Genomic DNA, 23,903 nt, shown 5'->3' with positions numbered 1-23,903 from the left:
CGCGGTGCGGGTATCGGGGATTAGCCCGATACCCTTGGGTGTTCACGCGCATGCCCAGGGTGTGGCTCTGACCAAGCCCAGCGGCTCATAATCGCGCCTCAGGCGCGATTATGTTTGTCCATCGCCGGCCCACACGCCGTTGCCATCTGCAGCGGCTTCGTGTGGCATCTCCCGGCGCTTCCCTCAATGTGCCAACTTCAGAGCTGTCTCGCGATGGCTTCGATCGGCTTCAGTCCGCTGCCAAAGCGCGCAATGCTTTCGCGATGCTCACGCAGGCTGGAGTAGGGGACGTATCGGATATTGAGCGCCGACACGCGGCTGAAGGCCGGCCGGCTTAACTGCGCACGCACATCGCCTTCCCGGTCATCCGGCGCGACCAGAAAGAGGTGCTTGTGGGCGGACTGGTCGGAACCCAGCGCCAGGTCCAGCAAGCGCACGATCCCGGAATAGATCGAGGTGGTATGTTCGACTTCAAAAGCTGCCTCGACCTCAAGTGTCGTGGCGTTCAGCCAGACGGTGTCGATGAGAGGAACGGTATCGCCGCCCGCCACAAGCAGCGCCGGCGGCAAGGTTTCGAGACAACCCTTGCTCAGGGGTTCCCCGTTGTACAAGCGGCTTCTGTCATTCGTGGCAATCCAGACTGCGAAGCCGAGCGACTTGCCGAGATCGCGCAGCCATCCCTGCACCTCGGTATGGGTGGCGTCTTCGGTTTGGCCCAGTTGAATTTGCCTGGCAAGCGCGGCGGCCTGCTCGCGCACCTTGGCCAGTTCCTGCTGCCATGCGGCCACATCGCCTGCCTGCGCCTGCCGCGGGGGCAGCGGATAGCGTTGCATACCGAGGTCAAAGAGCAGGCCCGCGATGGCGCCAAGATCGTTGGACAGCAGGTCCCGATAGCGCTGATTCAGTGCCAGTACCCCTTCGCGCATTGCCAGATAGTGATCCCATTTGCCAAGCTTGACCGACGATCCCGTCAGTGCGTTGTAGCCATTGACAATCGCGGTGTTGAACGGCATCACCAGCGTGGGATGAATGAAATACAGCAGGTTGGCCGCCGCCGGCCCGAGCCCCTTAATGCCGAGGCTGCTGAGTTGGCGGATCGCGTTGAGGACTTCGCGTTCGGTGTCACAGCAGTTACACGTATGGAGCAGTCTGGCAAAGGCACGTTGATTCTCGGCATGCTCATAGATGTCGGGAATGCGCAGTTTCGGCTTCCACAGGAAGGCGTGATCCGCGCCTTTGAAAATTTGCCGTTGCTCAGCGATCGAGGACACCACGGTCTCGAGCGATGAGCCGCGATATGCGTTGCCGAATGTGCCGGCCTGGATCTCGTCGACGACGGCGCCAATGCCGCGCCGGATCGAGCGGAAGTTCTTAAGCCGCTCAGGCCAAAGAAACCAAGTTTGGTAGCAGCCGCTGGGGTCGGACTTCCAGCGCTCGATGAGGATGCGGATGGTATCTGTCATGGTGTGCTTTTTTGCGGTGCAGTGTATCACCCTGGAGCTTTTTGACATGGCGCAATCTTCGCATTGAACAGGCTTGACCTTCCCATGATCGGAAGGTCTATCTTGATGTCATCCAGGCTGAGCGGACAAATCCAATGCCGGTCAGCTTCTCGTCATGATTGCGTAAGGAGTTTGTCATGAAGGAGTGCCAACAACGATCGCCGGCGGCCGGCGCGAACGGGGGTCGATTCTTGCGGTTTCCCGGGTTTCTGCTCTGGATGGCCGTCGCCATTGCCGCTATTGCGCTCGCCATGCGCTATTGGAGCGTGGTTGCTTCCTGGTTGCCGCTTGCGCTAGTGTTGTTGTGCCCGTTGATGCATCTATTCCATGGCGGCCACGGGCGTAGCGCGGCGGCGGATAAGGCCAACGACGCTGTGGATGGACAGCGCAACGACTAACCGGGAGTCATTCCATGAATGAAACCAGCAGCCAACGCCACCCACAAGAGGGCCGCCAAGACGAGGAAGAGAGCCACACCCATGCTGCGCACGCTGGCCACCACCGCCATCATGGCCAAGTGACACCGCACGACGGCCTGGTTGCGGACGCCGGCGCAAGGAAGGATCCCGTCTGCGGAATGGCGGTGACGGCCGACTCGGCATTCCAGACCGAACACGCTGGCATCTCATATTATTTTTGCAGCGCATCGTGTCAGCGGAAGTTCGAGGCGGACCCGGCAAGGTACACCACGCCTGCAGCAGCCCCGGCGGCTGAATCGGTGCGGCCAAGCACGATCTATACCTGTCCGATGCACCCTGAGATCCGGCAGGATCATCCCGGCAACTGTCCGAAGTGCGGGATGGCGCTGGAGCCGCTGCTGCCGGAGCTCGATGAGACCGAGCATCCGGAGCTGATGGATTTTCGGCGTCGCTTTTGGTGGACGTTGCCGTTGACGGTGGTGACGGTGGTGCTTGCCATGTTCGGGCATCGATTCGGTTGGATGCAGGCGTCGACCCAAAGCTGGGTCGAGCTGGTTTTGTCGACGCCGGTGGTGCTGTGGGCGGGTTGGCCCTTCTTTCAGCGCTGTTTCCAGTCGTTTCTGCATCGCAGCCCCAACATGTGGACGCTGATCGGCCTGGGGACGGGTGCGGCCTATGTCTATAGTGTGGCCGCGACCGTGGCGCCAGGCGCCTTTCCCCAGGCCTTTGCCGCCCACGGCCGCATCGGTGTGTACTTTGAGGCCGCGGCCGTCATCATCTCGCTGACCCTGCTCGGCCAAGTGCTCGAACTCAAGGCGCGGTCACAAACTTCCGCGGCCATCAAATCGTTGCTCGGGCTTGCACCCAAGACGGCGCGCCGCATCGGGCCAGATGGGGCCGAGGAGGATGTGCCGCTTACCCATGTGCATGTTGGCGATCTGTTGCGGGTCCGGCCCGGAGAGAAGGTGCCGGTGGATGGCATCGTGACCGAAGGCAGTAGTTCGGTGGACGAAGCGATGATCACTGGCGAACCGATGCCGGTCACCAAGCGCGCGGGCGACCATGTCATTGGCGCCACGATGAATACCTCGGGCAGTCTGATCATTCGCTCGGAGAAGGTTGGCGCGCAAACGGTGCTGTCGCAGATCGTGCAGATGGTGGCACAGGCGCAGCGTTCGAAGGCCCCGATGCAGCGCATGGCCGACAAGGTCGCCGGGGTGTTCGTGCTCGGTGTCATCGGCATTGCCGTGGTGACGTTCTTTGCCTGGGGACTGTTCGGTCCGCAGCCAAGCTGGGTCTTCGGCCTGGTCAATGCCGTAGCGGTATTGATCATCGCCTGCCCCTGTGCCTTGGGGTTGGCCACGCCGATGTCGATCATGGTTGCCAGCGGCAAGGGCGCCACCAACGGGGTACTGTTTCGCGACGCCGCGGCCATCGAGAACCTGCGCAAGGTGGACACGCTGATCGTCGACAAAACCGGTACGCTGACCGAGGGGCGGCCGGCCTTCGAGCGTGCGATCGGCGCCAACGGCTATGCCGGCGAGGAGGTCCTGCGGCTGGCGGCGAGCCTGGACCAGGGCAGCGAACACCCCTTGGCGGCGGCGCTGGTGGAGGCGGCCCGCGCCCGTGGCCTGGCGCTGGAGGAGCCACATGACTTTGAATCGAGCACCGGTATCGGCGTGCGGGGTACCGTAGCTGGGAAGACACTCGCCATCGGCAATACGGCCCTCATGGAGGCCGACGGCGTCGACACCGAGGCGCTGCGCGCCCAAGCCGATACGCTGCGCGCGCAAGGCGCGAGCGTCATGTATCTTGGCGTCGATGGCCGTCTGGCTGGCCTGCTCGCGGTGTCGGATCCCGTCAAAGGATCCACGCCGGAAGCGCTGGCGAGCCTGAAGGCGGAAGGCATCCGCGTGGTCATGGCCACCGGCGACGGGGTGGCCACGGCAAAGGCGGTCGCCGCAAGGCTGGACATTGCGGAGTTCCACGGCGAAGTGAAGCCCGCGGACAAGCTCCACCTGGTTAGCCAGCTGCAGCAAGGCGGTGCGGTGGTCGCCATGGCCGGTGACGGCATCAATGATGCCCCGGCGCTCGCCAAGTCGGATGTGGGCATTGCCATGGGCACTGGCACCGATGTGGCGATGAACAGTGCCCAGGTGACGCTGGTCAAAGGCGACCTGCGAGGCATTGCGCGCGCTCGCGTCTTGTCTGAGGCGACTATCCGCAATATGAAACAGAACCTTGGCTTCGCGTTTATCTATAACGCTCTGGGGGTACCGTTGGCCGCAGGCGTGCTGTACCCGTTCACCGGCTTGCTGCTGTCGCCTATGATAGCCGCGCTGGCGATGAGTCTGAGCTCGGCGTCGGTGATCTCGAATGCGCTGCGCCTGCGCCAGACGGAGGTATGAGCAAGCGATGAGGCCGACCTCGATACCGGACTCACTCGTCAATCGACATATTTGATTTTTAGGAGGCTTAATGAAACATCTCTTGACCACTGTCGCGTTCCTCACAGCCGCCGCCGGCGCGCATGCAGCCTCGCCGACGCTAACGGTGTACAAGGACCCCAACTGTGGCTGCTGTGAAGAATGGGTCAAACACGTCAACCAGGCCGGCATTCGTACCAAGGTGATCAATTCGTCCGACGTTACGGCAATGAAGACCAAGCTCGGGGTACCGGCCCAGTTCGGCTCCTGCCATACCGCGGTGATCGATGGCAGCGGTCAGGTCGTGGAGGGGCATGTGCCCGCAGCAGCAATCCGCAAGCTCGCTGCCAAGCCGACCTTGAAAGGTGTCGCAGTGCCCGGCATGCCGGCGAATTCGCCTGGCATGGGGCAGATGGACGGCAACCTGGTGACCGTGGATTTCAGTGGCAAGCCGTTTTCGAAAGACTAGTGCCGCGCTGGGTGCTGCCCTACAAGAGATATGGAAAAGTCGAACAAGTCGCACTGGATGGTGGCGTGCCTATTGGTGGGGGGCGCAGCCGCTGCCACGGCGATTGCGCTGAAGACCAAACGTTATCTGGAGGCGCCGGTTACCCAGGAGAGTCCTGCTGAGGCGCGCCAGCTGCGCATCGATGCGACGGACCCCGCACGCCTTGTCCGAGGCAAGCAACTGTACGCCCAGGCCTGTGCGTCATGCCATGGTGCCAAGCTGGAGGGCCAGCCCAACTGGCGGGAACGGCTGGCAAACGGCCGTATGCCAGCGCCACCGCACGATGCGTCGGGCCATACCTGGCACCATGCCGACGCGATGCTGTTTGCTATCACGAAGAACGGACTCGTTGCGGGCGTGACCGCGCCCAAAGGCTATGTGAGCGACATGCCAGCATTTAGCCGGTCGATGTCCGATGACGACATCCTCGCGGTGCTCGCCTACATCAAGAGCACCTGGCCGGAGAAAATGGCGGCAGCGCAGCGCGAAGCGACTGATCAGTATGCGAGCCCCAAGTAGGCGACGGCACCGCCGGTCGCTGCTGGGCCGAGCATGGACCGCTGCGGCTAAACCAAGAGGCAGCCGTGCTCAAGCGTTTGCTGACGTACCACGCAGCGACCGCGCGCCACCACTGCTCGCGCCTGCGCACCGTCAGCGCTACCGCCATGGGGCTCGAGACTCTGCGCTGGAGCAAGCGCTTATGGAGCCCAGAAGAGATACAGAGCGCCCAGCAAGACGAGCGCCACCCCGATAATCAGGTAATAGCGAACGCCGTGTAGTGGCCGGTCCGGGCGGCCTGGCTGGTGGAAGGGAAGTCTCATGGCCGGTGAGGAAAGTAGGACATTGCCCTATGGTAGATCGACGGCTCTTGATTTACCTTGAAGACTCTGCGCTCTGGTCATTGAATGAATGACGAAGCGCAGAGCACACGAGAGCGGAAGGATCCGCCCATCCAGTTCGTAGGGGTCTCCGGAGACAACGATGCTGACACCACATGAAGTGGCCACACTCATGCTGATCGAAGACGCAGCGCCGAATCTCGCCGACCTCGATCGCGCGGCTATCGAGGCACTGGTCGAGCGGCAACTGGTGCATCTGGAAAATTTGGGTGGCGGACATCGCCCCAGCATCACGACGCGAGGCAGCGACATCTTGCATGCCCTGGCTAAATCTCATTGAACCATTCTTTTGGGCTTGCAATTGAGCATGCGGGGCCAGGGCCTCAAGAGCCAAGCGTTGCGCTCCACCCGTAGCGAAACGGGTGGGACGTCCTGCATCCGATAAAGCCGACTGCAAGCTCCCGTGGAGCGCGCCACAGCTAGGGGCCTCGACGGCTACATTGGACTGATCGCGACTTCGGGAATGGCCGCCAAGTCGCCGTGTGGCCAAGCCCCTTCAGTGACACCCGCCCACCATCAACTGGCCCCCTTATAGAGGGGATTTGGTGCGATGATGGCCGTGATGCCTTTCGCTTCCGGCAGGTCCGGGAGAAGGACGCTTAGCTCAACTGACGATCGTCCAGCGCTTGTCCCCATAAAGGCCCAACCAACTGTTTTGCTACCGCCGCGGAAGGCAACGGTTTCCCCGGACGTTACGTTGACGTACCGCATCCCTGGCCGCAGCGTGATCGACCGAGTCGCCGTCTCGACGGCGGCGACATTGCCGAAGAAAGCAGCAGCCTTCTCAGGTGGCAAAGGCGCACATGCCGAGGCAATGCCCAAGGCCAAGAGCGCAAGCGCGATCGGAAAAGCTTGCTTGGTAGTCATGATTGGACACCCTTCGATTCGCGGCAAGGCCGGGCCGACATCGGTACGGCTGCCAATCTCGGCTATCGTCTTAGCAGCGAATAACAGTGTTCCGAGGCCGGTCTTGCTGCGTACATGCGCAAGCCACTATGCCCCACCTTCACCGAACCTCTTGTCTAGTAGCCATGATTGGCGTACTGAATCCAGTCTAATCAGCCCATCCCAACGATATCGTTACCCAAAAATTACATTCTGGTCATGAGCAACCTGGCCCGCGCCAAGCAGCACTGCTTGCCGGCAAGAGATAAAGCTGCCCGTCCGCTTTGATTGCAGTTTGACCAGTTTGACCTCAGCGAATGGTGAGCCATCGCCGCCATTACTGAGTGAGTGCAAAGGGGCATGGCCGAAGCATTTCTACCTCGGTCCAGCGCTTACGCTGCGGTTAGACGCGTGATGGCTTTGTTGCTCAGGCCGGGATCCGGCTGTCGCTCCACGGGGCCCGGCCTAGGGCCACGAAGGAGGCGCACCTCGCAGCCGTCGACACGCGCTTTTCCCACGTGAAATCGGCTTCTTCCCGCTGGCCCGACCGGCGCTAGAGTGCTGGTAGCGACCAAGGCTGCCGTTACGCCTTACTTGACAACAACCTTGCCGACCATGCCGGCTTCGAAATGGCCTGGTACCAGGCAAACGAAGTCCACGGCCCCGGGGCCATCGAACTGCCAGACGAGCGTGCCTCGCTTGCCGGGAGCCAGCGAAATCTGATTCGGCCCGGCGTGCTTGGCGGCGGGCATGCTGCCCATCATCTGTGCGTGCTCCTTCAGCTCGCTGGCAGTACCGATGACCATTTCATGCTCGACCTTGCCGACGTTACGCACGACAAAGCGCACCGTTTCGCCCGGCTTGACGCGGATCGCATCGGGGGTGAACCGCATCGTGTCGCTCATGGTCACGTTAATCGTGCGCGAGACCTTGGCCGGCTTGCCAGGCTGACCGGCAGCGGACTTGGTGGCGGTGTCATGGCTCGCATGGCTATCCATGCTGCCTGCTGCCCATGCCAGCATCGGCGATATGCTCAGAACCAGCAGCAGTGACTTGATGGTCTTCATAACGTCTCCTTGGCGGTTGCTGTAAGAAGGGCGGAGCGCAGCCCTGCAGCTGCGCGGCTCGTGAAACAGTCGCTACATGCCCGCAGGGGACAGGATGCCGAGCGAGGCGACAATAGCCAGGATGAGCGTCGCCGCACTGGTCTCGAACATCAGGCTGCGGCGCAAAGTACGAACGGCGATGGCATGATCGCCCGTCCGTACGGCATGCTCCAGGCGTGGGCTAAGATAAAAGCGGTTGGCTGCGGCGAGGGCGAGCATGGTGCCGAATAGCGCCAGCTTGAAAGCCAACAGCCCACCGTATGAGCTCAGCGACAGCTTCGGCAAGACCGGACCGACAATCAACAAATAGTTCACGACGCCCGTAATGACCAAGGTTCCGACGAAGATCGTGCCCACCTGAGCGAAGCCGTTGGAGGTGCGGTTCAGTAAGGCAACCTTACCAGGCGTGGCAGACGGCTGGGCCAACAGAACGAACGCGAGTAGTGCCCCCACCCAGGCACCGGCGGCCATCAGATGGGCGATATCCGAGGTCAGGTGAATGTAGCGTCGAACGCCATCATCCATGGCGCCATGGCCGCCCCAAGCGAGCGTCGACAACGCGACGCCGCCCGCTACAGCCAGGACACCGAATTGAAGTCCCGGCCGCCGGCGAACAAACAGGGCGACCGCGACGCAGAGGAGCAGGGCAACCAGCCGCACGACCCAGGCCGCGCCAAACGCGGTGCCTGTCACAATCATTTCGAAGACGTGACCTTGCAGTTCCGCATACGACGATGCCCCAGTCATACCCTTTGCCATGACGGCAATATTGGCCAGCGACAGGACGACGCCCAAGGCGGCGACGGCCATGCTAATCGTCACAAAGCGCGCACCAGTCCGCGACGCCATTTCGTCGCGGCGTAGTGCGTACAGGCCGAACAGCGGTAGTCCGAACAGCGCGGTCAGGTCGAAATAGAGTGCGAAACGCACTGCAACAGTTGCCCAGTCCATCTCCGGATCACTTGACGGTGAACGCGAGATTGCCGTTAATCGGATGCGTGTCGGACGACACGGCACGCCAATCCACGCGGTAGCTGCCCGGCGTCAGCGCCTGGGCCGGGGTGATGACCATCGTCTTGGGATCGTCGCTGCCGGAGACCTTGGCGGCAACCTTCATCGGCGCGTGGTTGGCCATCCCGGGCATGCCGGTCATCACGAGGCTGGCCCCAGAGAATTGGGTCGCCAGGTTTTCTGAAAACTTCAGCTCGATCTTCTGCGGCGCCGAGACTTCGGCCTTGTCGGCGGGCGTGGACGAAACCAGCTTCGGATGGGCGAAGGCTGCGGTACTAACCAGCACGGCAGCGACAGCCAGGGTGGCACGAATGGTGAAGCCGGGCGCTTGCATGGCGAACTCCAAATATAAACGTGGGTTGAAATAGGTGGTCAGAACCACATGCGAACACCCGCCACGAAGCGAGTTTCGCCACTACGGCCGCCTGAGGCGCGAACCATGTCGGCGGTATTGCCAAAGGTTTGGAACCGTTCGATGCCGATGTACGGGGCGAACTGGCGGCTGAACTCGTAACGCAGACGCAGTCCCACAGCGCCGTTGGAAAGCCCGCTACCCACACCAATCTCCGGATCGTTCTTGCCATACAGATTGGCCTCGACTCTTGGCTGCAGAATCAGGCGTTGGGTAATCAGCAGCTCGTACTCGGCGGACAGACGCAGTGCAGTGCGGCCTTCCGTGCCGATATAGCCGGTGGCGTCAACCTCGAACCAGTACGGCGCCAGACCCTGGACGCCGAAGGCCAGCCAGTTGCGTGTCGGCCGGTCATAGCCGGCATCGTTGCGGATACCCAACTGCGTGTCCCAATATGTGGCGATCGCATGGCCCCACAGCAGCTCGGTGCGGGCCTCCGGGATCCTGCGCTTCTCGGATTCCCCCTCGGCCTTGATCACGAGCTTGTTAAAGCTGCTGCCGATCCAGGCTTGCGCCTCGTAGGCGACGGCATTGCTTTCGTTGCCTTTGACCCATTCCAGCCGGTCAACCAGCACCGAGGCGAACAGGTGCTCGTCGGCCATGTGCAGCGACCGGGCCGTTCCGACGGCGTACTGGCCGACACCGAGTTGAAAGCCGCCCGAGTAGCCGTGCGGATCGCGCGCATCGGCGGGGGCGCTGCCGCCTTGCATCTGCATGTCGCCATGGTCCATCCCCTGCATCTTGCTGTGGTCCATGCCTTGCATCGAGTCCTTGCCCTGCATCTGGCTATGGTCCATGCCCTGCATCGACTCCATGCCTTGCATTTGGCTATGGTCCATGCCTTGCATCGACTCCATGCCTTGCATCTGGCTGTGGTCCATGCCTTGCATTTGGCTATGGTCCATAGCTTGCGTGCCGCCGGGCTTATCCGGCGCCTTTGCTTTTGGCGTAGGTTTCGCCTTTTCAACAGCCGTGGACGAGGATTCTGCCTGACTATCGGGTGTGTGGGCGTGTTGCGCCCAAGCGGCGCTCATGCCCGCGGACGCAAGCAACGCAGCCAGTACTGTTCTTGTTGGTTTATGCATGTGCGTATTCAATTAAGAGGTCAGGCCACCACCACTTCGCGGAACATCCCCGCATCCATGTGCAACATCAGGTGGCAGTGCCACGCCCACCGACCCAATGCGTCGGCAGTGACCAGGAAGCTGATGCGCTGCGCCGGCTGTACGGCAATGGTATGCCGACGCGCCTGGAACGAGCCGTCCGGCGCCTCGAGTTCGCTCCACATGCCGTGCATGTGCATCGGGTGCGTCATCATCGTATCGTTGTGCAGAATGACGCGCAGTCGCTCGCCGTACTTGAAGTGGACCGGGGTCGATTTCCCGAACTCCACCCCATCAATGGACCAGGAGTACCGCTCCATGTTTCCGGTCAAGTGCAGCTCCACTTCGCGCCCCGGTCCGCGCTTGTCCAAGGGACCGCCAATGGTGTGCTGGTCGGCCAGCGTGAGCACGCGGCGCCCCGTGTTGCGCAAACCGATGCCGGGGTCATCCAGGTTAGTGCGCGCCATGTCCACACGCATATCCGTGGTGGCGCCATACTCGGTCTTCGCGTGGCGCGCCTTGGTACTGGGGACCTTCAGCGAAGCGGCAGCGCCCATGCTATCCATGCCCCCCATGGCGTGCTGGCCATGATCCATGGTCATTGCCACATGACTCATGCCGCCCATGGAGCCATGATCCATGCCTTGCATGCCGGCGTGGCTCATGCCCTGCATGGCCATGCCACCGTGATCCATCCCGCCCATGCCACCGTGATCCATCCCGCCCATGCTGCCCATCATGTCTGCCATCGTGAGCCACTGCGGCTTGTCGACCGCCGGCACCGGCGCGGTTAGTCCTTCGCGCGTCGCCAGGGTGCCGCGGGCATAGCCAGTGCGGTCCATCGACTGCGAAAAGATCGTATAGGCGTCGTCGCGAGGCTCGACCACCACGTCACAGGTCTCGCCCGGGCCGAAGCGGAACTCGTCCACCGTCACCGGATCGATGTTCTGCCCGTCGAGCTGGGTGACCTTGAGCTTGAGGCCGGGAATGCGCACATCGTAGAACGTGTTGCCCGCGCCGTTAATGAACCGCAGACGGACCTTCTCGCCGGGCTTGAACAAGCCAGTCCAGTTGCCAGCCGGCGTGACGCCGTTGGTGAGGTAGGTCAGCGTGGCACCCGAGAGATCCGCCAGATCGGTCGGGTTCATACGCATCTCGTTCCACATTTTGCGCTTGGCGAGCGCACTCTTCATCCCCTCGTTCGAGACGTCGCGGAAGAAATCGATAACCGTCGGCTGGTTGTAGTTGTAGTAGTCGCCCTGGATCTTCAGTTTCGACAGCACGCGCATCGGATCTTCGTCGGTCCAGTCCGAGAGCAGCACCGTGTAATCGCGATCGGCCCGCACGCCATCCACGCCGGTGGCGGGATCGATGACAATGCCGCCATACACGCCGGTCATCTCCTGGAAGCCCGAGTGCGAGTGATACCAATAGCTGCCGATCTGGTCGATCTTGAAGCGGTAGGTGAAGGTTTCGCCCGGCGCGATGCCGGCAAAGCTGATGCCCGGCACGCCGTCCATCTCGAACGGCAGGATGATCCCGTGCCAATGAATCGACGTGTGTTCGCGCAACCGGTTCGTAACCCGAATCGTCACCGTCTCGCCTTGCCGCCAGCGCAGCGTGGGCCCCGGCAACATGCCGTTGATGGTGGTCGCCACCCGCGGGGTGCCGGTGAAGTTGACCACCGACTCGCCAATCACGAGGTCGAATTCGGTCCCGCGCAGCACTGGTGCTGTGCCGTATGAGGCATTTGTCGGCCGCTCTGACGCCTGCGCCCAGGCGCTAGCGCCAAGACCAGACAGTCCCGCCATCACGCCGCCGGCGGCCAGACCCTGTACAAAACGGCGGCGCGGCAGGTTAGGCAGCACAAGGCCAGACGGTCGATCACGTCGCATGAAATAGTCCTTTTTTGCTCGAATGGCCGCGTTCGAAGGCGGCAGCAAGAGAGTAACGAGAGCGAGGCTACCGTCAACTTACCCAAACATTACATTCACGTAAGGTCGAGGTTACTCGCAGAGCGTCTGGGTAGACTACCCCGTATAGAGCTGGCCCAACGGGCTGGCACACAATCCGAAAGAACAGGGGGAGGGCTCGAAGATGAAGCTGCTGGTGGTGGAAGATGAATCCAAGACCGGCGAGTACCTGCGCCAGGGGCTGACCGAGGCCGGGTTCGTGGTCGACTTGGTTGCCAACGGGCTTGACGGACAGCACCTGGCGCTCAACGAGTCGTACGACCTGATTATCCTCGACGTCATGCTACCGGATCTCGATGGCTGGCGCATTCTGCAGGCCATTCGTGCCGCGGACAACCCGGTCCCGGTCTTGTTCCTGACCGCCCGCGACAGCGTGGCCGACCGGGTCAGGGGGTTGGAGCTGGGCGCTGACGACTACCTGGTGAAGCCCTTCGCTTTCTCGGAATTGCTGGCCCGGGTCCGCACGCTATTGCGTCGCGGTACCGTACAGCTGGCGATGGACCGCATTCAGGTGGGCGACCTGGTGCTGGATCTGAGCAGGCGTCGGGCGTCTCGTGCCGGTCGCCGCATTGCGCTGACCAGCAAGGAGTTTGCACTGCTCGAGCTACTCGCCCGCAGGCGAGGTGAGGTCCTGCCACGCTCATTGATTGCCTCCCAAGTCTGGGACATGAACTTTGACAGCGACAGTAATGTGATTGATGTGGCCATTCGCCGCTTGCGAGCCAAAATCGATGACGATTTCGAGACCAAGCTGATTCAGACCGTTCGCGGGATGGGCTACGTCCTCGAAGTGCCGGAGGAGCAGGAATGAAGCATCGCCTGTCGTTGACGATGCGCCTGACCATTTTGTTTTCGCTCTCGTCTGCGGTGGTGTTGCTTGGGCTGGGCGTGTTCATCTGGCTGGCGATGGACCGCCACTTCGCCACCGAGGACTATGTGGTGCTCGGTGACAATATCCGCCTGATTCAAAAGATTGCTCGGGAAACGCCGGCCGAGCGATTGCCCGAGCGGCTTAAGGAAATGGCCGATCACCATCCTGGCTTTGTCGCGCAGGTGCAGACTGCCCAGGGGCGCAGTCTGTATGCCACCCAAGGTTTCGATTTCGGGGTCGCCTTCGAGGCGATCCCCAGCCAATCAGCGCGTGACAATACCTTCATCTGGCAGCAAGGCGAGCAGGAGTATCGCGGCATGCGCGCGCGGGTGAACGCGGCCGACCCGCGGATTGGGCCATTGACCGTCGTCGTCGGCATGGACACGGAAATCCATGCGCATTTCATGCATGCATTCCGCCAATCGCTGGCGTTTTATATGACCCTGGCGGTCGTGGCCAGCGGCCTCTTTGGCTGGTGGGCCGCGCGACGCGGGCTGGCACCGTTGCGCATGATGGCGTCGCGTGCCAAGGGCGTCACCGCAAACAAGCTGGACGCGCGCATGCCGGTGGAAGCCGTGCCGGTCGAGATGGCGGATCTGGCCGCAACGTTGAACGCGATGCTGGAACGGTTGCAGGATGACTTTCGACGATTGTCGGAATTCTCTTCCGACCTGGCCCACGAACTGCGCACGCCGATTACCAACCTGATGACCCAGACCCATGTCGTGCTGGCACAGCCCCGTGACGCAGCCAAATACCGCGAGGTCCTGGCCTCCAATGCGGAGGAGTTGCAACGGCTTGGGCGGATGGTCTCCGACATGCTGTACCTGGCAAAGATGGAGCACGGCATCATGCTGCCCAACGAGGAAGCGATCAACGTGGCCGAAGAAGTGCAGGCGCTGTTCGACTTCTATGACGCACTGGCGGAGGACAAGGGCGTAAACCTGCGACTGCAGGGGCAGGCAAAAATTGCTGGCGACCGCCTGATGCTGCGTCGCGCGCTCAGCAACCTGCTGTCCAACGCGCTGCGCTATACGCCCCCGGGCAAGCAGATTGTCGTGGCGGCGCGCGAGCAGGCGGGCCACACCACCATCGTGGTGGAGAACGAAGGCGAGGAGATCAGCGCCGAGTTGCTGCCCTCGCTCTTCGATCGCTTCTTCCGCGCGGACAAGTCACGGACCCGGGCGGACTCCGATAGCGTGGGCTTGGGCCTGTCCATCACGCAAGCCATCATGGTCGCGCACGGCGGCCAGATCTCGGCCGAATCGTCCGGCGGTAAGACGCGTTTCGTCTTGACGTTTCCGCGCCAGCGCAGCGAGGCTCGCAGCTAGCCGCCTTTTGCCCCGGCGGCGCCAGCATCGGGTGAGGCCAAATGTAAAAATAGCCACGGCGCAACGCCGTGGCTACTGGTCCTTCGGTAAAAGGACCTTTCAACCGGTTGGCCATCGATGGCTTGCGCTCAGAACTTATGCCGCACGCCCAGCACCACGCCGGTCTGATTGTCTCCCGGCGCCACATTGACGGGCGCGCCACTGCTGGCGTTGAAGCCGTTCAGCCCGAGCTGCGAGCCCCCCTTGTTGCGCACGTAGCCGACGTTGAAGTACACGTCGGTGCGCTTGGAGAAGGCGTAATCGGTGGATGCCACAAACATCAGCGGATCCGCCCCGGAGCCACGCACATCCGTATAGTACGCCACGCCAGTAAGGGACAAGGCCGAGGTCAGCTGATAGCGTAGGCCTGCCCAATACAGGTTGGAGCGAGTGTCGGTGGCGGAGGCCGAGATATTGCCGTTGAGCCAGCGGTAGCCGGCGTACAGCTTCGCGGGACCGATCCCATAACTCACGCCCACGAGCGCACGCCGGTCCTTCAGCCCTTGCGAGGCCACCGTTGGGCCCCGGTATTCGTCGTAAAGGGCACCCACTGAAAACGGCCCGAACGCATACACCAGGCCCGCGCTCATCTCCCTGTCCACCTTTGGCTCGCCGGGGACTTCGCCGCCATTGGTGCGCCCGAAGCTGTAGAGCGCCATGGCGGTCAGACCGCCAAAAGTCCCCTTGTACTTGATGGAATTGTCCGCGCGGCCGGCAATGGTGTCATCGCTCTTGTAGAGCGAGTATCGCGGCGCGAATCCCATTGGATCAAACTGGATGGCCGTATCGTAGAGCACCGTTGTCTGACGCCCCAAGGTCAGCTGACCGTACGGGCTGGACAGACCCACCTGGGCGCCGCGGTCAAACAAGCGGCCGGCGTTGCTCAACTGGGCGGTATCGAGCGAGAAGCCGCTCTCGAGCTCGAACACGGCCTTCAGGCCGCCACCCAGATCCTCGGTTCCCCGCAGGCCCCAGCGCGAGGTCGACAGGTTGCCGGCGGACATGCGCACCAGCTTGCTACCGCCGCTTGATGACGGCGCGTTCGACAAGTATTCGATCCCGGCATCGGCCACGCCATACAGCGTGACACTTGACTGAGCATAAGTGCCAAGCGACAGCGATCCCAGCAGCATGCCTGCGGCGGTCATTCCTGTTCTTCTCATGGCGTCTCCAATTCGACACGTTTTTGGAATTCAACAGGAGTCTAGAGAGACGAAGATTACCGCGACATTGCGGGAAAGTTACATTGAGCCTGCCCGCGAAACTTGAGCGCCGCCGCCATGTCTCATTCCCCCTTTGTGGGATGCCGGTGTCGTCGCAGAGCTCGATAGCGCCTCACTCGCTCGCGCTGCCACAGGATGTACTACTCTAGGTGGCGCAAAGGCGGCTTGTATGCGGATTCCTAACGCCCCATCTAAAAGAAAAAGAAAACCCCCGCCAACCTAGGAGTTTTTTGCGGGAGTGAGAAACGCTCGCTCCATCGGGAGATGGACGCGAGCCATTGCTTGCTCGACTAGCCACCCGTAAGGAACTTGCTCCGTTCAATGTGGACCTGGATTCCACGAGCTTCAGGTACATCTGGGAAGATTACACTCATCTGCACTGAGGTGCCATGGATTGCTTCTAGGAATGTCCAGGCCACCGTCTGACTGCCTGTCTTGAATGCGACGGTTTCACCTGAGTCCACTTTGACATATTTCATGCCTGGGGTCAGTGTAATTGACCGGCTCGCGGTCGGGACGGGCGCAGGGCTTCCGAAGAGAGCGGCTGTTTGCGTCGGCGTCATCGACGTACATGCTGAGGCGAGGCCGACCAATGAAAGCGTTAGCACGTTGAGGAGAGCTTGGTTGGTATTCATGATTAGCTCCATCAAGGGATTCGCAAATGCGCCTCCTATAAAAAGTCTAGGAGACAAAGATAACGATATTCTTACGGGAGGATTACTTTTTCACGTCGTCCCCTTGCCTTCAGCGCAGGCAGATCAGCTGCCCCTATAGAGCGGGCTCGGCGCGATGATGACCCTGATGCCCTTCGCTTCCGGGAGGTCCGGGAAGATGACGCTCAGCTCAACCGATGACCTTCCCCCAATTGCCTCCATGAAGGTCCAGCCGACCGTCTTGCTACCGGCGCGGAAAGCAATGGTCTCACCTGAGTCGACTCTCAGATGCTTCATGCCGGGCGTCAGCGAAATGGTTCGGGATGCCGCGTCGACGGGAGCGGCGCTGCCGAAGAGTGCGGCACTCGCCGGTGGCAAAGGCGCACATGCCGAGGCAATGCCGAGGACCGAGACCGCGAACGCAATGAGGAAAGCTTGCTTGGTCTTCATGATTGTTCCCCTTATACCCCTCTGTGTACTGCCAGAGAAAATTGAAGTTAGCCCCCTCGATACAGTGTGCTCGGCTCAACGATGACGAGGATGCCCTTCGCTTCCGGCAGGTCCGGGAAGATGAAGCTCATATCGACCGTCTTACCGCCGATTGCCTCCAAGAACGTCCCCCCTACCGTCTTGTTACCAGCGCGGAAGGCAACAGTCTCGCCTGATTCGACTCTCGCATACTTCATCCCAGGCGTCAGCGTAATGGTTCGGGTCGCCGTGCCGATAGGAGCTGGGCTGCCAAACAGCGCGGGCGTCTGGTTCACCGGCGTCATCGAGGCTGATTTTTGCTCACGCACATGCTCGAGCCAGTTATCGCCTCCGTCACCTCGCCACTTATCGGCACTCCACGCCGAGGAAACCCCAAGGAATAAGAGTGCAAGTGTAGTGATTACCTTCTTGGTATTCAAGATATGGCTCCATTCAAGACTTGAGAATTTCTTTATCTAAATATAGTTGGCGGCCTCAAATCTGAAGTGCAACACCTTGCCATTCGGTAAGGTGTGGTGAATGACAAGAACGAAGTACCAACAACTACAACCCGAAGAACGCATGCGCATCGAGATTTGGAAGGCAGAAGATGTCAGCCTGCGAGCTATGGCTCGCAGGCTTGGCCGCGCGCCTTCGACACTGGTGCGTGAGCTTCGCCGCAATACCACCGCCCGTGGCGGCTATGGCGCAATGAGCGCGCAAGCCTGCCGTACGCAACGCCTCAAGGCCAGCCGTCCAGCCGCTAAGCTTGCTCCTGATAGCGTATTGTGGGGCGTGGTGCGCCACTTCCTTGACCAGAAGTGGTCGCCCCAGGAAATCTCCGCTACGCTCAAGCGCGCCTTTCCTGACGAGCCCGACCGCAACGTGTCCCACGAGACCATCTACAACGCCATCTACGCCTATCCGCGAGGTGAACTGCGCCGCCAGCTTATCGCCTGCCTGCGCCAAGGCCGCGCCAAGCGCCTGCCGCGCTCACGTGGCACTGACCGGCGCGGCCAGATTCCCGACATGGTCAGCATCCATGTGCGCCCGCCCGAGGTCAACGACCGGCTGATGCCAGGGCACTGGGAGGGTGACCTCATCAAGGGCGCGGGCAACCAATCTGCCGTGGGCGTGCTGGTAGAGCGCATGAGCCGCGCCGTACTGCTGGTCAAGATGCCCGACGCTACTGCTGCTTCGGCCTTGGCGGGCTTCACCGCCAAGCTGCAATCCCTGGTCGCGCCGCTGCGCCAGACGCTGACCTACGACCAGGGCCGTGAGATGGCTCGGCACGCCGAACTCAGCGCTGCCACCGGCGTGCGCGTGTACTTCTGCGACCCGCACAGCCCCTGGCAGCGCGGCTCCTGCGAGAACACCAACGGTCTGCTGCGCCAGTACTTGCCCAAGGGCACCGACCTGTCCGTCCACTCTCAGGAGGAGCTTGATGCCATCGCTGACAGTCTCAACACCCGGCCTCGCAAAACCCTTAACTGGCACAACCCATTGCAAGTCCTCGCTCAGGTTCTGGGTAATCCCTCAGACCAGCTTCCTGTTCAATAACCTGCAGGGTGTTGCACTTCGCACTTGAAACCGCCGTTTAATGAACCCCCACGACCACGATATCGTTACCCGGGCATTACATTCATGACACGAAGCGAGTTTGCCCACATGGCTAGGTGTGCTTCGTGTGCTCGAAACATAGGCTGTCGCTGCAGCGCGCGCAGGTGTTGCTCGGAATTGGGGGGCCAGATCGTAGCCGCAGTCTCGCAATCAGACGGTGACCTGGACATTCCTGGATGGCGGCGTGCAGCGGGAAGACCGATTGGAATTGTGCTCAGTGCGGTGCGCTTCAGCGTCTCGTGCACGCCTCGCGGGAAAGACTGGCACGAGACACCTTCCATGACGGATTCGTAATGCGAGCATCATGCTTGTGTGGGTCCCGACTTGCTAGAGTTGTTTACGAGGCTGGATAGAGGCCGAGTGGAGAACTGAAGGAGAAATATCATGACAATCCAACGTTTCGCTCTGATTGCCGCCACTGTCACCCTTACAGGTGCCCTCTCCGCCGCCCCCGCGTTTGCAAAGGCCGGCAAGTTCGACCCGTACACCGATGGCGCAAAGGCCGGCAAGTTCGACCCGTACACCGATGGCGCGAAGGCCGGCAAGTTCGACCCATACACCGATGGCGCGAAGGTCGGCAAGTTCGACCCGTACACCGATGGCGCGAAGGCCGGAAGGTATGTGTCTTCTTCCGATGGCGCCCCGCTGTAACTAGGATGTTCGGGGCGCCCACCTCCAGGCGGACCCACCTAATTTCGACTGGCTCGACAGTGTGATCGTAAGTGTCCGACGCCGACCGTGTAGACGCGATCACAGCTGGAGTTGACCGGCCATTCGCGCAATGGGCGCGTGGCTGGATCGAGTTGTACACACACTGGCGGATACGCGTGACCCCCCTGCGGGCGCTCGTCGCGAATCCAGCCTTCTGCGACTGACTCAGGGGTGCGCCTGAGACCTGCATTCCCAGCGCTCTTTACACTGTCACCTCTGCCAAGGCCGGCGCAGATCAGTACGAGACCTTGAACGTCGGTGAGTCCTCGGCCCGGCTGTGCCGGCGGTCGTAGAGCCGGGTGGTGGCGATGTTGGCATGGTCCAGCCAAGCCTACACCCGGGCGATGTCGGCGGCGTGCTCGAGCGCATTAGTGTCGGCGGTGGCGCGCAGGCCGTGTACGCCGAGTCCCGGCGCGTCGATCCTGGCCAGCGCCGCACAGGCCTGCAGGCACTTTTAGATGCGCTCGGGCAGCATCGGCGGCCACTCGCGAAGTCGTACCGTTAATCCGCACGAAGTTTGTCGTGCCAGTATCGTGGTCGGTCGTCTAGACCAGAGACGGCTGGAATTGCGTCGACAACGGCCGCGAACGCGATTAAGTCATTCACGCAACCCCAGGCGTGGACTGCAAATTGAATGACGCGACCATTACCGATTTGTCATGGAAAATCCTCCCGCCGCTAGCCGTGTGCGGAACTCTCGGGAGCGGGAGGAGGTGTTCACTACCGGAAAATGGCCATACCTGATGCTGACTCGACTAACTGCCGGTAAGGAACTTGCTCCGGTTAACGCCGACGTTCCTCCGATAGCCTCCAGGAACGTCCAGCCGACAGTCCGATTGCCGGCGCGGAAGGCAACGGTTTCCCCAGACGCGACTCGCAAAGTTCTTATCCCTGGTGTCAGCGTCACGCGCCGAGAGGCTGACTCAACGGGCGCTGGACTCCCGAAAAGTGTGGGCGTCTGGTTTACGGGCGTCATGGCGGCTGGTTCCTGCTCGCGTATATGCTCGAGCCAGTTATCGCCTCCATCACCTAGCCACTTGTCGGCCCCCGCGCCGAGGAGGCGCCAAGGAATGAGAGTACGAGTGCGGTAAGTATTGTTTTCTTCATGCTCATGATTGGCCCCGTTCAAGACAATCGAGATGTCTTTGCCTAAATTGGCCGATGCCAACGATATGATGACCAGGACATTACTTTTTCGCCCCGCACAATTGTCGCCGAAGATATTCCCTTTGCCACCTGAGCCAGCATATCTTTAAAGCCTGCGTGAACTACCGAGGGCGGCATGCTGTGACGCAATCCTCTTCCGCTTCCACGGAGGATCAGCGCGTCAGGCGCTAAATGGGCTTCACCAAGGTATGGCGTCAAGAGCGAGCTTTGGGTGGTCCACGCATGGTACGAAAGATTCCTGAGTTATACCGATGAGGTGCCGGAGGCAAGAAGGCTTGTAATCTTTTGGTAATGGGACGGTCAGGCTCAGAGTCTTAAATTCCCTGCTTTGTCGCAGGAAACCATGGACGCCGTCGCGAACTCTGCTAGGCGATTTCGTCTGGTATCGGCATAGTCGGAAAACGTCTCCATATGTCTAGCACACCGTCGCTCGCATCGCCCCAACTGGGGCGACCGAAATTTAACCTCATCCGAGCAGGTTTCGCGGCATTGCTTGCCGTCGCCAGCGCTTCAGTGTCGGCACACGTGCCAATCGTCGATCTCGATCGCTGGCCTTCCGCCTTCTTGCCCAATCCCATGCTAGGGGTGGAGTCGCGTCCGGCACAGTGGGTCATCGATGCTACGGGTCAGGCCAGTTCGACGTGGAGACGACAGCTTGTCACGGGGGAAGGCTGTGTGCTGGTCTTGCAGAATGCCGGCGAAGAACCGGCCGTCGTTACCATTGTGATTTCCCAGGATGACGCAGGTCAGCCGATGCCCGGCACCCGACCTGTTTCGTTTCGGATTGCCGGACATGGTCGCCATGCCTTGATGCTGCAGGCAGCCAAGCCGTTGAGCGTGTCCGTGTACGCGAGGGCAATAAGGCAATGAGGGGCGTCATATCGACGGTGTCACGAACCGCCAGCCGAGGAGCGGAACCGGTCGGCGCCCGCTCACGACCGCTTCCGCTGTGGCCATTCGGGCCGGCGTCTACCTCCTAGCCGCCTTCGCGATGCCCCTTGATCAGTGCATCGTCAAGGCGGAACACCTCGTTTCCCTTCATGAGGATCTTGCTGCCGTCCTTGGTTTCCATGACCTTGCCTTCGCGCATGTTCACGGCCTTGCCGAACTTGTTCTCCATGCCCATCTTCCCATCTTTGAAGACATGGACCTTTGAGCCGTCCTTGAGCTCATAGGTTTTGACGACGTTACTCTGGTCCACCGCGGCAGCGGTAAACGATAGCGCGCCAATCAGTGTGGCAACGGCAAGTTTGCTTTTCATCTTAAGGCCTCCTTGGTTCCATAACACAACGTACAACTGATCGCCCCCGGACTGGCAAGGTGCGAGATCACAGAGACGGAGAAATGTCAGCGCTGGGGCGGTGAAGCAGGGCGGGCCTGCCCGCAGTCACGTTTCGAGCGCTGCTGATCTCGTGATGATTGGGTTGGCTGCGAGTTTCCTGAAGCGCTGCCGCGATGCTTGAACAGCCGGCGTCTCGGGTTCACGGCAAGCGCATACTGGAGTTTCTCCCTGTTCGCCTGCTCGGCATGAGGCGGCGTGCAAACTATGAGGCCCTGGATACCGCACGAGTGCGCCTCGATCGGAGCAGAGCCTGGCACCTTCTGGCACCGTAGGCGCAAGTCATTCCCGATAGCGCTCATGGGCGCCAAGGCAAGACGGATGGCCAGGCTTGGACCCGGCATCATCCCCAACACCGCGCCGCTAAGCAGGACGAGGAACCTCCCCACAGTCATGCTTCGTTCCTGGACGAGTTGACCGGCCTGTGCGTCATGCTGTCGAAGAATGGCGTGTGGATAGCGGCGGCGCGACGTCCCAGTCCGCTACATGCAGCATAAGCGATATTGGAAGGCTTGCCGCCGCGCTCGAAGGCATGATACGAAATGTAATCCCCCGGAAAGGTTACTGTTATCCACGCGCAGCGTTGGCGCAATGTGAGCGGCCAACGACCCCGTTCTTGACGGAGATGATCGCAGCGGCGCTGTCAACTTAGCGTGAGCGGATGCAATAGGAACCTGAAGCGCTGTAGGAAGCGATGGACCGAATCTTGGGCGAGCTCGGTGAGGCGATGCCAAGCGGCAAAGCGCGCGGGGAGTTGCTTCCGATTACGCGAGGCGGCATCATAAGATGCCGCTTGAGCGCGAAATGCTGGCGGATCGGGCCAAAGCTCGACAGGACTGCGTGCGTTCGGGTGCCCGGAATCCGCACATTGCGGCGCTCTCGCTCGCGTGTCAGCTGGTGGCTGGCGTTGTTCACGCGCGCACTGGTCTTCACGAAAAAGGTGCTTGACCTGCTTGAACTCGGGATCTCCGCCTTTGGCGGCGGGGTAGCTACGCTACTGGTTCGTGACGATCCTGCTCGGCGCTTCGGTACAGGCGGCCAGCACGCGCTTGAAGAACCGTTCCGCTGCTGCCTTATCGCACTGTTTCTGCAGCAGGATGTCGAGTTCGGCGCCGTGCTGATCGACCGTTCGCCACAGCTACGGCTCGCCGCGTAGCGTGACGAACATTCGTCCAGATGCCAGGTGGAACCGGGCTTGAAGTGCGCGGCTTTGGCGCAGCGGGCGAAAGTTGCCCCAAACTTGTCGCTCCAGTGGAGGTCTCTAACCGACGACCACGCCGCGCTCAATCGGCAACTCCTCAATGTCGCCAAGGCTAAGAGCAAACCGGAAGTACGATTATATGGAGCGCTCCAAGGCGCGGCTCGCGATCGTAGTAGCTCCCACGAGCCTGATTGTGTTCACGCTCCTATACTTGAATTCCAGGCAGCCCACAGAAACCTTGATCGTCATGCTTTCCGTCCGGTTCTCACTTGTTTGCGGCATCTGGCCGAGATATCTCTTCGGATACACAGGAGCGTGGCTGCGGCTGTAGGTTTCATCGCCTTGGTGGGCGTGGTGGCGGAAACCGGTGTCGTGATGTCGCTCTCTCGAGCAGGCGCTTGAAGGGCGATGGCGAGCGCGCGGCAGCGGGAGATACTCCCTGTGGAAGACCTCTCTGAGGCGATAAATGCAGGGCGCCGTGTATCGCATGATGACGGTTTTGGCCAAGGCACGCTCAGGATCAGGGTAAGTGGAGGGGCAGTGTTGAATTCCGCGTGTTGCCAAGCTTTGCTGGCCACAAAGGCTTGGAAGCATGGTGCCGTTGCCCAAAGTAGGATCATGGGGACGATCATGTCCAGGACCGTCAAGGCGATGGCGACGCTTATGCTCGTCACGGTTTCGTTTTCCGCTGCTGCCAGCCAAGACTTCAACGCTCTTGAGCTTTCCCCCGGGAATGCCCAAGAGCCGCGATCTCAGCCGCAACCAACGACGATGGCCTTACCGACGCAACCCAGGGAGGTAAAGACGGACGCCAAGGTTTGCGCAGTCAAGAAGCCGATACTGCCGCTGGACCATGGACCACGCGCCCAGACCACGCCCTACGAAAACAAGGTGCGCATGCGCAAGTATCAAGAGGCAGTCGCTAAGAACTGCTGAGGGGGTGAAGACGGCCCGGCCAAGAGTTCAGCACGCATGATCGACCTGGAGACACCTGCCGAAAGGGGCAAGCCGCTCCCTAAAAGCGTCTCCTGCTGGT

23 protein-coding genes and 3 pseudogenes are annotated in these 23,903 nt (G+C 61.2%); 11 read left to right on the top strand and 15 right to left on the bottom strand.

Annotated features, from left to right (window positions below; genetic code table 11):
• Positions 1-197: 197 nt before the first annotated feature.
• On the bottom strand, positions 198-1,463 hold the full coding sequence (locus LPA45_RS33850; RefSeq protein WP_367395251.1) for a type II restriction endonuclease: 1,266 nt from the start codon (positions 1,461-1,463) through the stop codon (positions 198-200).
• Between the two features lie 176 nt (positions 1,464-1,639).
• Here LPA45_RS33850 and LPA45_RS33845 point away from each other — a divergent pair, with 176 nt between their 5' ends.
• The 5 genes from LPA45_RS33845 to LPA45_RS33825 all read left to right on the top strand — a co-directional run bounded on the left by LPA45_RS33845 (position 1,640) and on the right by LPA45_RS33825 (position 6,034).
• Positions 1,640-1,900 carry a DUF2933 domain-containing protein gene (locus LPA45_RS33845; protein ID WP_376790702.1) on the top strand — a complete coding sequence of 87 codons (261 nt, stop codon included), beginning with the start codon at positions 1,640-1,642 and terminating at the stop codon, positions 1,898-1,900.
• A gap of 14 nt (positions 1,901-1,914) precedes the next feature.
• Positions 1,915-4,329: a heavy metal translocating P-type ATPase gene (locus tag LPA45_RS33840; RefSeq protein ID WP_367395250.1), complete on the top strand. Its 2,415-nt coding sequence runs from the start codon at positions 1,915-1,917 to the stop codon at positions 4,327-4,329.
• A gap of 70 nt (positions 4,330-4,399) precedes the next feature.
• On the top strand, positions 4,400-4,816 hold the full coding sequence (locus tag LPA45_RS33835) for a DUF411 domain-containing protein (RefSeq protein WP_367395249.1): 417 nt from the start codon (positions 4,400-4,402) through the stop codon (positions 4,814-4,816).
• 30 nt (positions 4,817-4,846) lie between these two features.
• Positions 4,847-5,374 carry a cytochrome c gene (locus LPA45_RS33830; protein ID WP_367395248.1) on the top strand — a complete coding sequence of 176 codons (528 nt, stop codon included), beginning with the start codon at positions 4,847-4,849 and terminating at the stop codon, positions 5,372-5,374.
• A gap of 462 nt (positions 5,375-5,836) precedes the next feature.
• Positions 5,837-6,034: a hypothetical protein gene (locus LPA45_RS33825; RefSeq protein WP_367395247.1), complete on the top strand. Its 198-nt coding sequence runs from the start codon at positions 5,837-5,839 to the stop codon at positions 6,032-6,034.
• 236 nt (positions 6,035-6,270) lie between these two features.
• Here the strand turns inward: LPA45_RS33825 and LPA45_RS33820 are convergent, their stop codons facing one another.
• The 6 genes from LPA45_RS33820 to LPA45_RS33795 form a co-directional block, all read right to left on the bottom strand.
• Complete coding sequence (locus tag LPA45_RS33820; protein WP_367395246.1) at positions 6,271-6,621, bottom strand: CzcE family metal-binding protein; 351 nt, start codon at positions 6,619-6,621, stop codon at positions 6,271-6,273.
• Positions 6,622-7,229: 608 nt separating this feature from the next.
• Complete coding sequence (locus tag LPA45_RS33815) at positions 7,230-7,706, bottom strand: plastocyanin/azurin family copper-binding protein (protein ID WP_367395245.1); 477 nt, start codon at positions 7,704-7,706, stop codon at positions 7,230-7,232.
• Between the two features lie 72 nt (positions 7,707-7,778).
• On the bottom strand, positions 7,779-8,696 hold the full coding sequence (copD, locus tag LPA45_RS33810; protein WP_367395244.1) for a copper homeostasis membrane protein CopD: 918 nt from the start codon (positions 8,694-8,696) through the stop codon (positions 7,779-7,781).
• Between the two features lie 7 nt (positions 8,697-8,703).
• Entirely contained in the window at positions 8,704-9,090 is a 387-nt protein-coding gene (gene copC / locus LPA45_RS33805; protein WP_367395243.1) for a copper homeostasis periplasmic binding protein CopC, read from the bottom strand.
• Positions 9,091-9,128: 38 nt separating this feature from the next.
• Positions 9,129-10,058: a copper resistance protein B gene (locus LPA45_RS33800; RefSeq protein ID WP_376790701.1), complete on the bottom strand. Its 930-nt coding sequence runs from the start codon at positions 10,056-10,058 to the stop codon at positions 9,129-9,131.
• 215 nt (positions 10,059-10,273) lie between these two features.
• Positions 10,274-12,166, bottom strand: a complete 1,893-nt coding sequence (locus tag LPA45_RS33795; protein ID WP_367395241.1) for a copper resistance system multicopper oxidase — start codon at positions 12,164-12,166, stop codon at positions 10,274-10,276.
• 202 nt (positions 12,167-12,368) lie between these two features.
• On the opposite strand from LPA45_RS33795, the gene LPA45_RS33790 reads away from it, so the two are divergent.
• Positions 12,369-13,055 carry a heavy metal response regulator transcription factor gene (locus LPA45_RS33790; protein WP_367395240.1) on the top strand — a complete coding sequence of 229 codons (687 nt, stop codon included), beginning with the start codon at positions 12,369-12,371 and terminating at the stop codon, positions 13,053-13,055.
• A complete protein-coding gene (locus tag LPA45_RS33785) occupies positions 13,052-14,446 on the top strand; it encodes a heavy metal sensor histidine kinase (RefSeq protein WP_367395239.1) in 1,395 nt (464 codons plus the stop codon). The genes LPA45_RS33790 and LPA45_RS33785 overlap by 4 nt, the downstream gene beginning before the upstream one ends.
• A 128-nt stretch (positions 14,447-14,574) precedes the next feature.
• Here the strand turns inward: LPA45_RS33785 and LPA45_RS33780 are convergent, their stop codons facing one another.
• The 4 genes from LPA45_RS33780 to LPA45_RS33765 form a co-directional block, all read right to left on the bottom strand.
• Positions 14,575-15,633, bottom strand: a complete 1,059-nt coding sequence (locus tag LPA45_RS33780; RefSeq protein WP_376790700.1) for a porin — start codon at positions 15,631-15,633, stop codon at positions 14,575-14,577.
• A 365-nt stretch (positions 15,634-15,998) separates the two neighbouring features.
• Positions 15,999-16,343, bottom strand: a complete 345-nt coding sequence (locus LPA45_RS33775) for a CzcE family metal-binding protein (RefSeq protein ID WP_367395237.1) — start codon at positions 16,341-16,343, stop codon at positions 15,999-16,001.
• Positions 16,344-16,466: 123 nt separating this feature from the next.
• On the bottom strand, positions 16,467-16,811 hold the full coding sequence (locus LPA45_RS33770) for a CzcE family metal-binding protein (RefSeq protein ID WP_367395236.1): 345 nt from the start codon (positions 16,809-16,811) through the stop codon (positions 16,467-16,469).
• Positions 16,812-16,858: 47 nt separating this feature from the next.
• Positions 16,859-17,269 (bottom strand): CzcE family metal-binding protein, encoded by a 411-nt coding sequence (locus tag LPA45_RS33765; RefSeq protein WP_367395235.1) that lies wholly within the window; start codon positions 17,267-17,269, stop codon positions 16,859-16,861.
• 100 nt (positions 17,270-17,369) lie between these two features.
• Here LPA45_RS33765 and LPA45_RS33760 point away from each other — a divergent pair, with 100 nt between their 5' ends.
• Together LPA45_RS33760 and LPA45_RS33755 are read left to right on the top strand one after the other, a co-directional pair.
• On the top strand, positions 17,370-18,389 hold the full coding sequence (locus LPA45_RS33760; RefSeq protein ID WP_367395234.1) for an IS30 family transposase: 1,020 nt from the start codon (positions 17,370-17,372) through the stop codon (positions 18,387-18,389).
• 444 nt (positions 18,390-18,833) lie between these two features.
• Complete coding sequence (locus LPA45_RS33755) at positions 18,834-19,100, top strand: hypothetical protein (RefSeq protein ID WP_367395233.1); 267 nt, start codon at positions 18,834-18,836, stop codon at positions 19,098-19,100.
• A gap of 295 nt (positions 19,101-19,395) precedes the next feature.
• Here LPA45_RS33755 and LPA45_RS33750 read toward each other — a convergent pair.
• The 4 genes and pseudogenes from LPA45_RS33750 to LPA45_RS33735 all read right to left on the bottom strand — a co-directional run.
• Positions 19,396-19,581 (bottom strand): annotated as a pseudogene (locus LPA45_RS33750) (integrase); the annotation flags it as partial.
• 225 nt (positions 19,582-19,806) lie between these two features.
• Entirely contained in the window at positions 19,807-20,136 is a 330-nt protein-coding gene (locus tag LPA45_RS33745) for a CzcE family metal-binding protein (RefSeq protein ID WP_367395353.1), read from the bottom strand.
• Between the two features lie 1,167 nt (positions 20,137-21,303).
• Positions 21,304-21,588, bottom strand: coding sequence for a periplasmic Cu(I)/Cu(II)-binding protein CopK (copK, locus tag LPA45_RS33740; protein WP_367395232.1), 285 nt, complete (start codon positions 21,586-21,588; stop codon positions 21,304-21,306).
• A gap of 721 nt (positions 21,589-22,309) precedes the next feature.
• Positions 22,310-22,999 (bottom strand): annotated as a pseudogene (locus tag LPA45_RS33735) (DDE-type integrase/transposase/recombinase); the annotation flags it as partial.
• On the opposite strand from LPA45_RS33735, the pseudogene LPA45_RS34320 reads away from it, so the two are divergent.
• Together LPA45_RS34320 and LPA45_RS33730 are read left to right on the top strand one after the other, a co-directional pair.
• Positions 22,998-23,245: pseudogene (locus LPA45_RS34320) on the top strand (efflux RND transporter permease subunit); the annotation flags it as partial. The pseudogenes LPA45_RS33735 and LPA45_RS34320 sit on opposite strands and share 2 nt — an antisense overlap.
• A 252-nt stretch (positions 23,246-23,497) precedes the next feature.
• Positions 23,498-23,803, top strand: coding sequence for a hypothetical protein (locus LPA45_RS33730; RefSeq protein WP_367395231.1), 306 nt, complete (start codon positions 23,498-23,500; stop codon positions 23,801-23,803).
• The last annotated feature ends 100 nt before the right edge of the window (positions 23,804-23,903 follow it).

The sequence above is a fragment of the Cupriavidus sp. Agwp_2 genome (assembly GCF_040784895.1).
Classification (GTDB): domain Bacteria; phylum Pseudomonadota; class Gammaproteobacteria; order Burkholderiales; family Burkholderiaceae; genus Cupriavidus.
The sequence above is the reverse complement of the archived record's forward strand: the minus strand, read 5'-3'. Positions and strand labels throughout refer to the sequence as shown.

What these genes read in the sequence shown, in the direction of transcription:
- LPA45_RS33850 (WP_367395251.1), bottom strand. Translation starts at nt 1,463, where the DNA reads ATGACAGATACCATCCGCATCCTCATCGAGCGCTGGAAGTCCGACCCC.
- LPA45_RS33845 (WP_376790702.1), top strand. Translation starts at nt 1,640, where the DNA reads ATGAAGGAGTGCCAACAACGATCGCCGGCGGCCGGCGCGAACGGGGGT.
- LPA45_RS33840 (WP_367395250.1), top strand. Translation starts at nt 1,915, where the DNA reads ATGAATGAAACCAGCAGCCAACGCCACCCACAAGAGGGCCGCCAAGAC.
- LPA45_RS33835 (WP_367395249.1), top strand. Translation starts at nt 4,400, where the DNA reads ATGAAACATCTCTTGACCACTGTCGCGTTCCTCACAGCCGCCGCCGGC.
- LPA45_RS33830 (WP_367395248.1), top strand. Translation starts at nt 4,847, where the DNA reads ATGGAAAAGTCGAACAAGTCGCACTGGATGGTGGCGTGCCTATTGGTG.
- LPA45_RS33825 (WP_367395247.1), top strand. Translation starts at nt 5,837, where the DNA reads ATGCTGACACCACATGAAGTGGCCACACTCATGCTGATCGAAGACGCA.
- LPA45_RS33820 (WP_367395246.1), bottom strand. Translation starts at nt 6,621, where the DNA reads ATGACTACCAAGCAAGCTTTTCCGATCGCGCTTGCGCTCTTGGCCTTG.
- LPA45_RS33815 (WP_367395245.1), bottom strand. Translation starts at nt 7,706, where the DNA reads ATGAAGACCATCAAGTCACTGCTGCTGGTTCTGAGCATATCGCCGATG.
- copD (WP_367395244.1), bottom strand. Translation starts at nt 8,696, where the DNA reads ATGGACTGGGCAACTGTTGCAGTGCGTTTCGCACTCTATTTCGACCTG.
- copC (WP_367395243.1), bottom strand. Translation starts at nt 9,090, where the DNA reads ATGCAAGCGCCCGGCTTCACCATTCGTGCCACCCTGGCTGTCGCTGCC.
- LPA45_RS33800 (WP_376790701.1), bottom strand. Translation starts at nt 10,058, where the DNA reads ATGCAAGGCATGGACCACAGCCAGATGCAAGGCATGGAGTCGATGCAA.
- LPA45_RS33795 (WP_367395241.1), bottom strand. Translation starts at nt 12,166, where the DNA reads ATGCGACGTGATCGACCGTCTGGCCTTGTGCTGCCTAACCTGCCGCGC.
- LPA45_RS33790 (WP_367395240.1), top strand. Translation starts at nt 12,369, where the DNA reads ATGAAGCTGCTGGTGGTGGAAGATGAATCCAAGACCGGCGAGTACCTG.
- LPA45_RS33785 (WP_367395239.1), top strand. Translation starts at nt 13,052, where the DNA reads ATGAAGCATCGCCTGTCGTTGACGATGCGCCTGACCATTTTGTTTTCG.
- LPA45_RS33780 (WP_376790700.1), bottom strand. Translation starts at nt 15,633, where the DNA reads ATGACCGCCGCAGGCATGCTGCTGGGATCGCTGTCGCTTGGCACTTAT.
- LPA45_RS33775 (WP_367395237.1), bottom strand. Translation starts at nt 16,343, where the DNA reads ATGAATACCAACCAAGCTCTCCTCAACGTGCTAACGCTTTCATTGGTC.
- LPA45_RS33770 (WP_367395236.1), bottom strand. Translation starts at nt 16,811, where the DNA reads ATGAAGACCAAGCAAGCTTTCCTCATTGCGTTCGCGGTCTCGGTCCTC.
- LPA45_RS33760 (WP_367395234.1), top strand. Translation starts at nt 17,370, where the DNA reads ATGACAAGAACGAAGTACCAACAACTACAACCCGAAGAACGCATGCGC.
- LPA45_RS33755 (WP_367395233.1), top strand. Translation starts at nt 18,834, where the DNA reads ATGACAATCCAACGTTTCGCTCTGATTGCCGCCACTGTCACCCTTACA.
- LPA45_RS33745 (WP_367395353.1), bottom strand. Translation starts at nt 20,136, where the DNA reads ATGACGCCCGTAAACCAGACGCCCACACTTTTCGGGAGTCCAGCGCCC.
- copK (WP_367395232.1), bottom strand. Translation starts at nt 21,588, where the DNA reads ATGAAAAGCAAACTTGCCGTTGCCACACTGATTGGCGCGCTATCGTTT.
- LPA45_RS33730 (WP_367395231.1), top strand. Translation starts at nt 23,498, where the DNA reads ATGTCCAGGACCGTCAAGGCGATGGCGACGCTTATGCTCGTCACGGTT.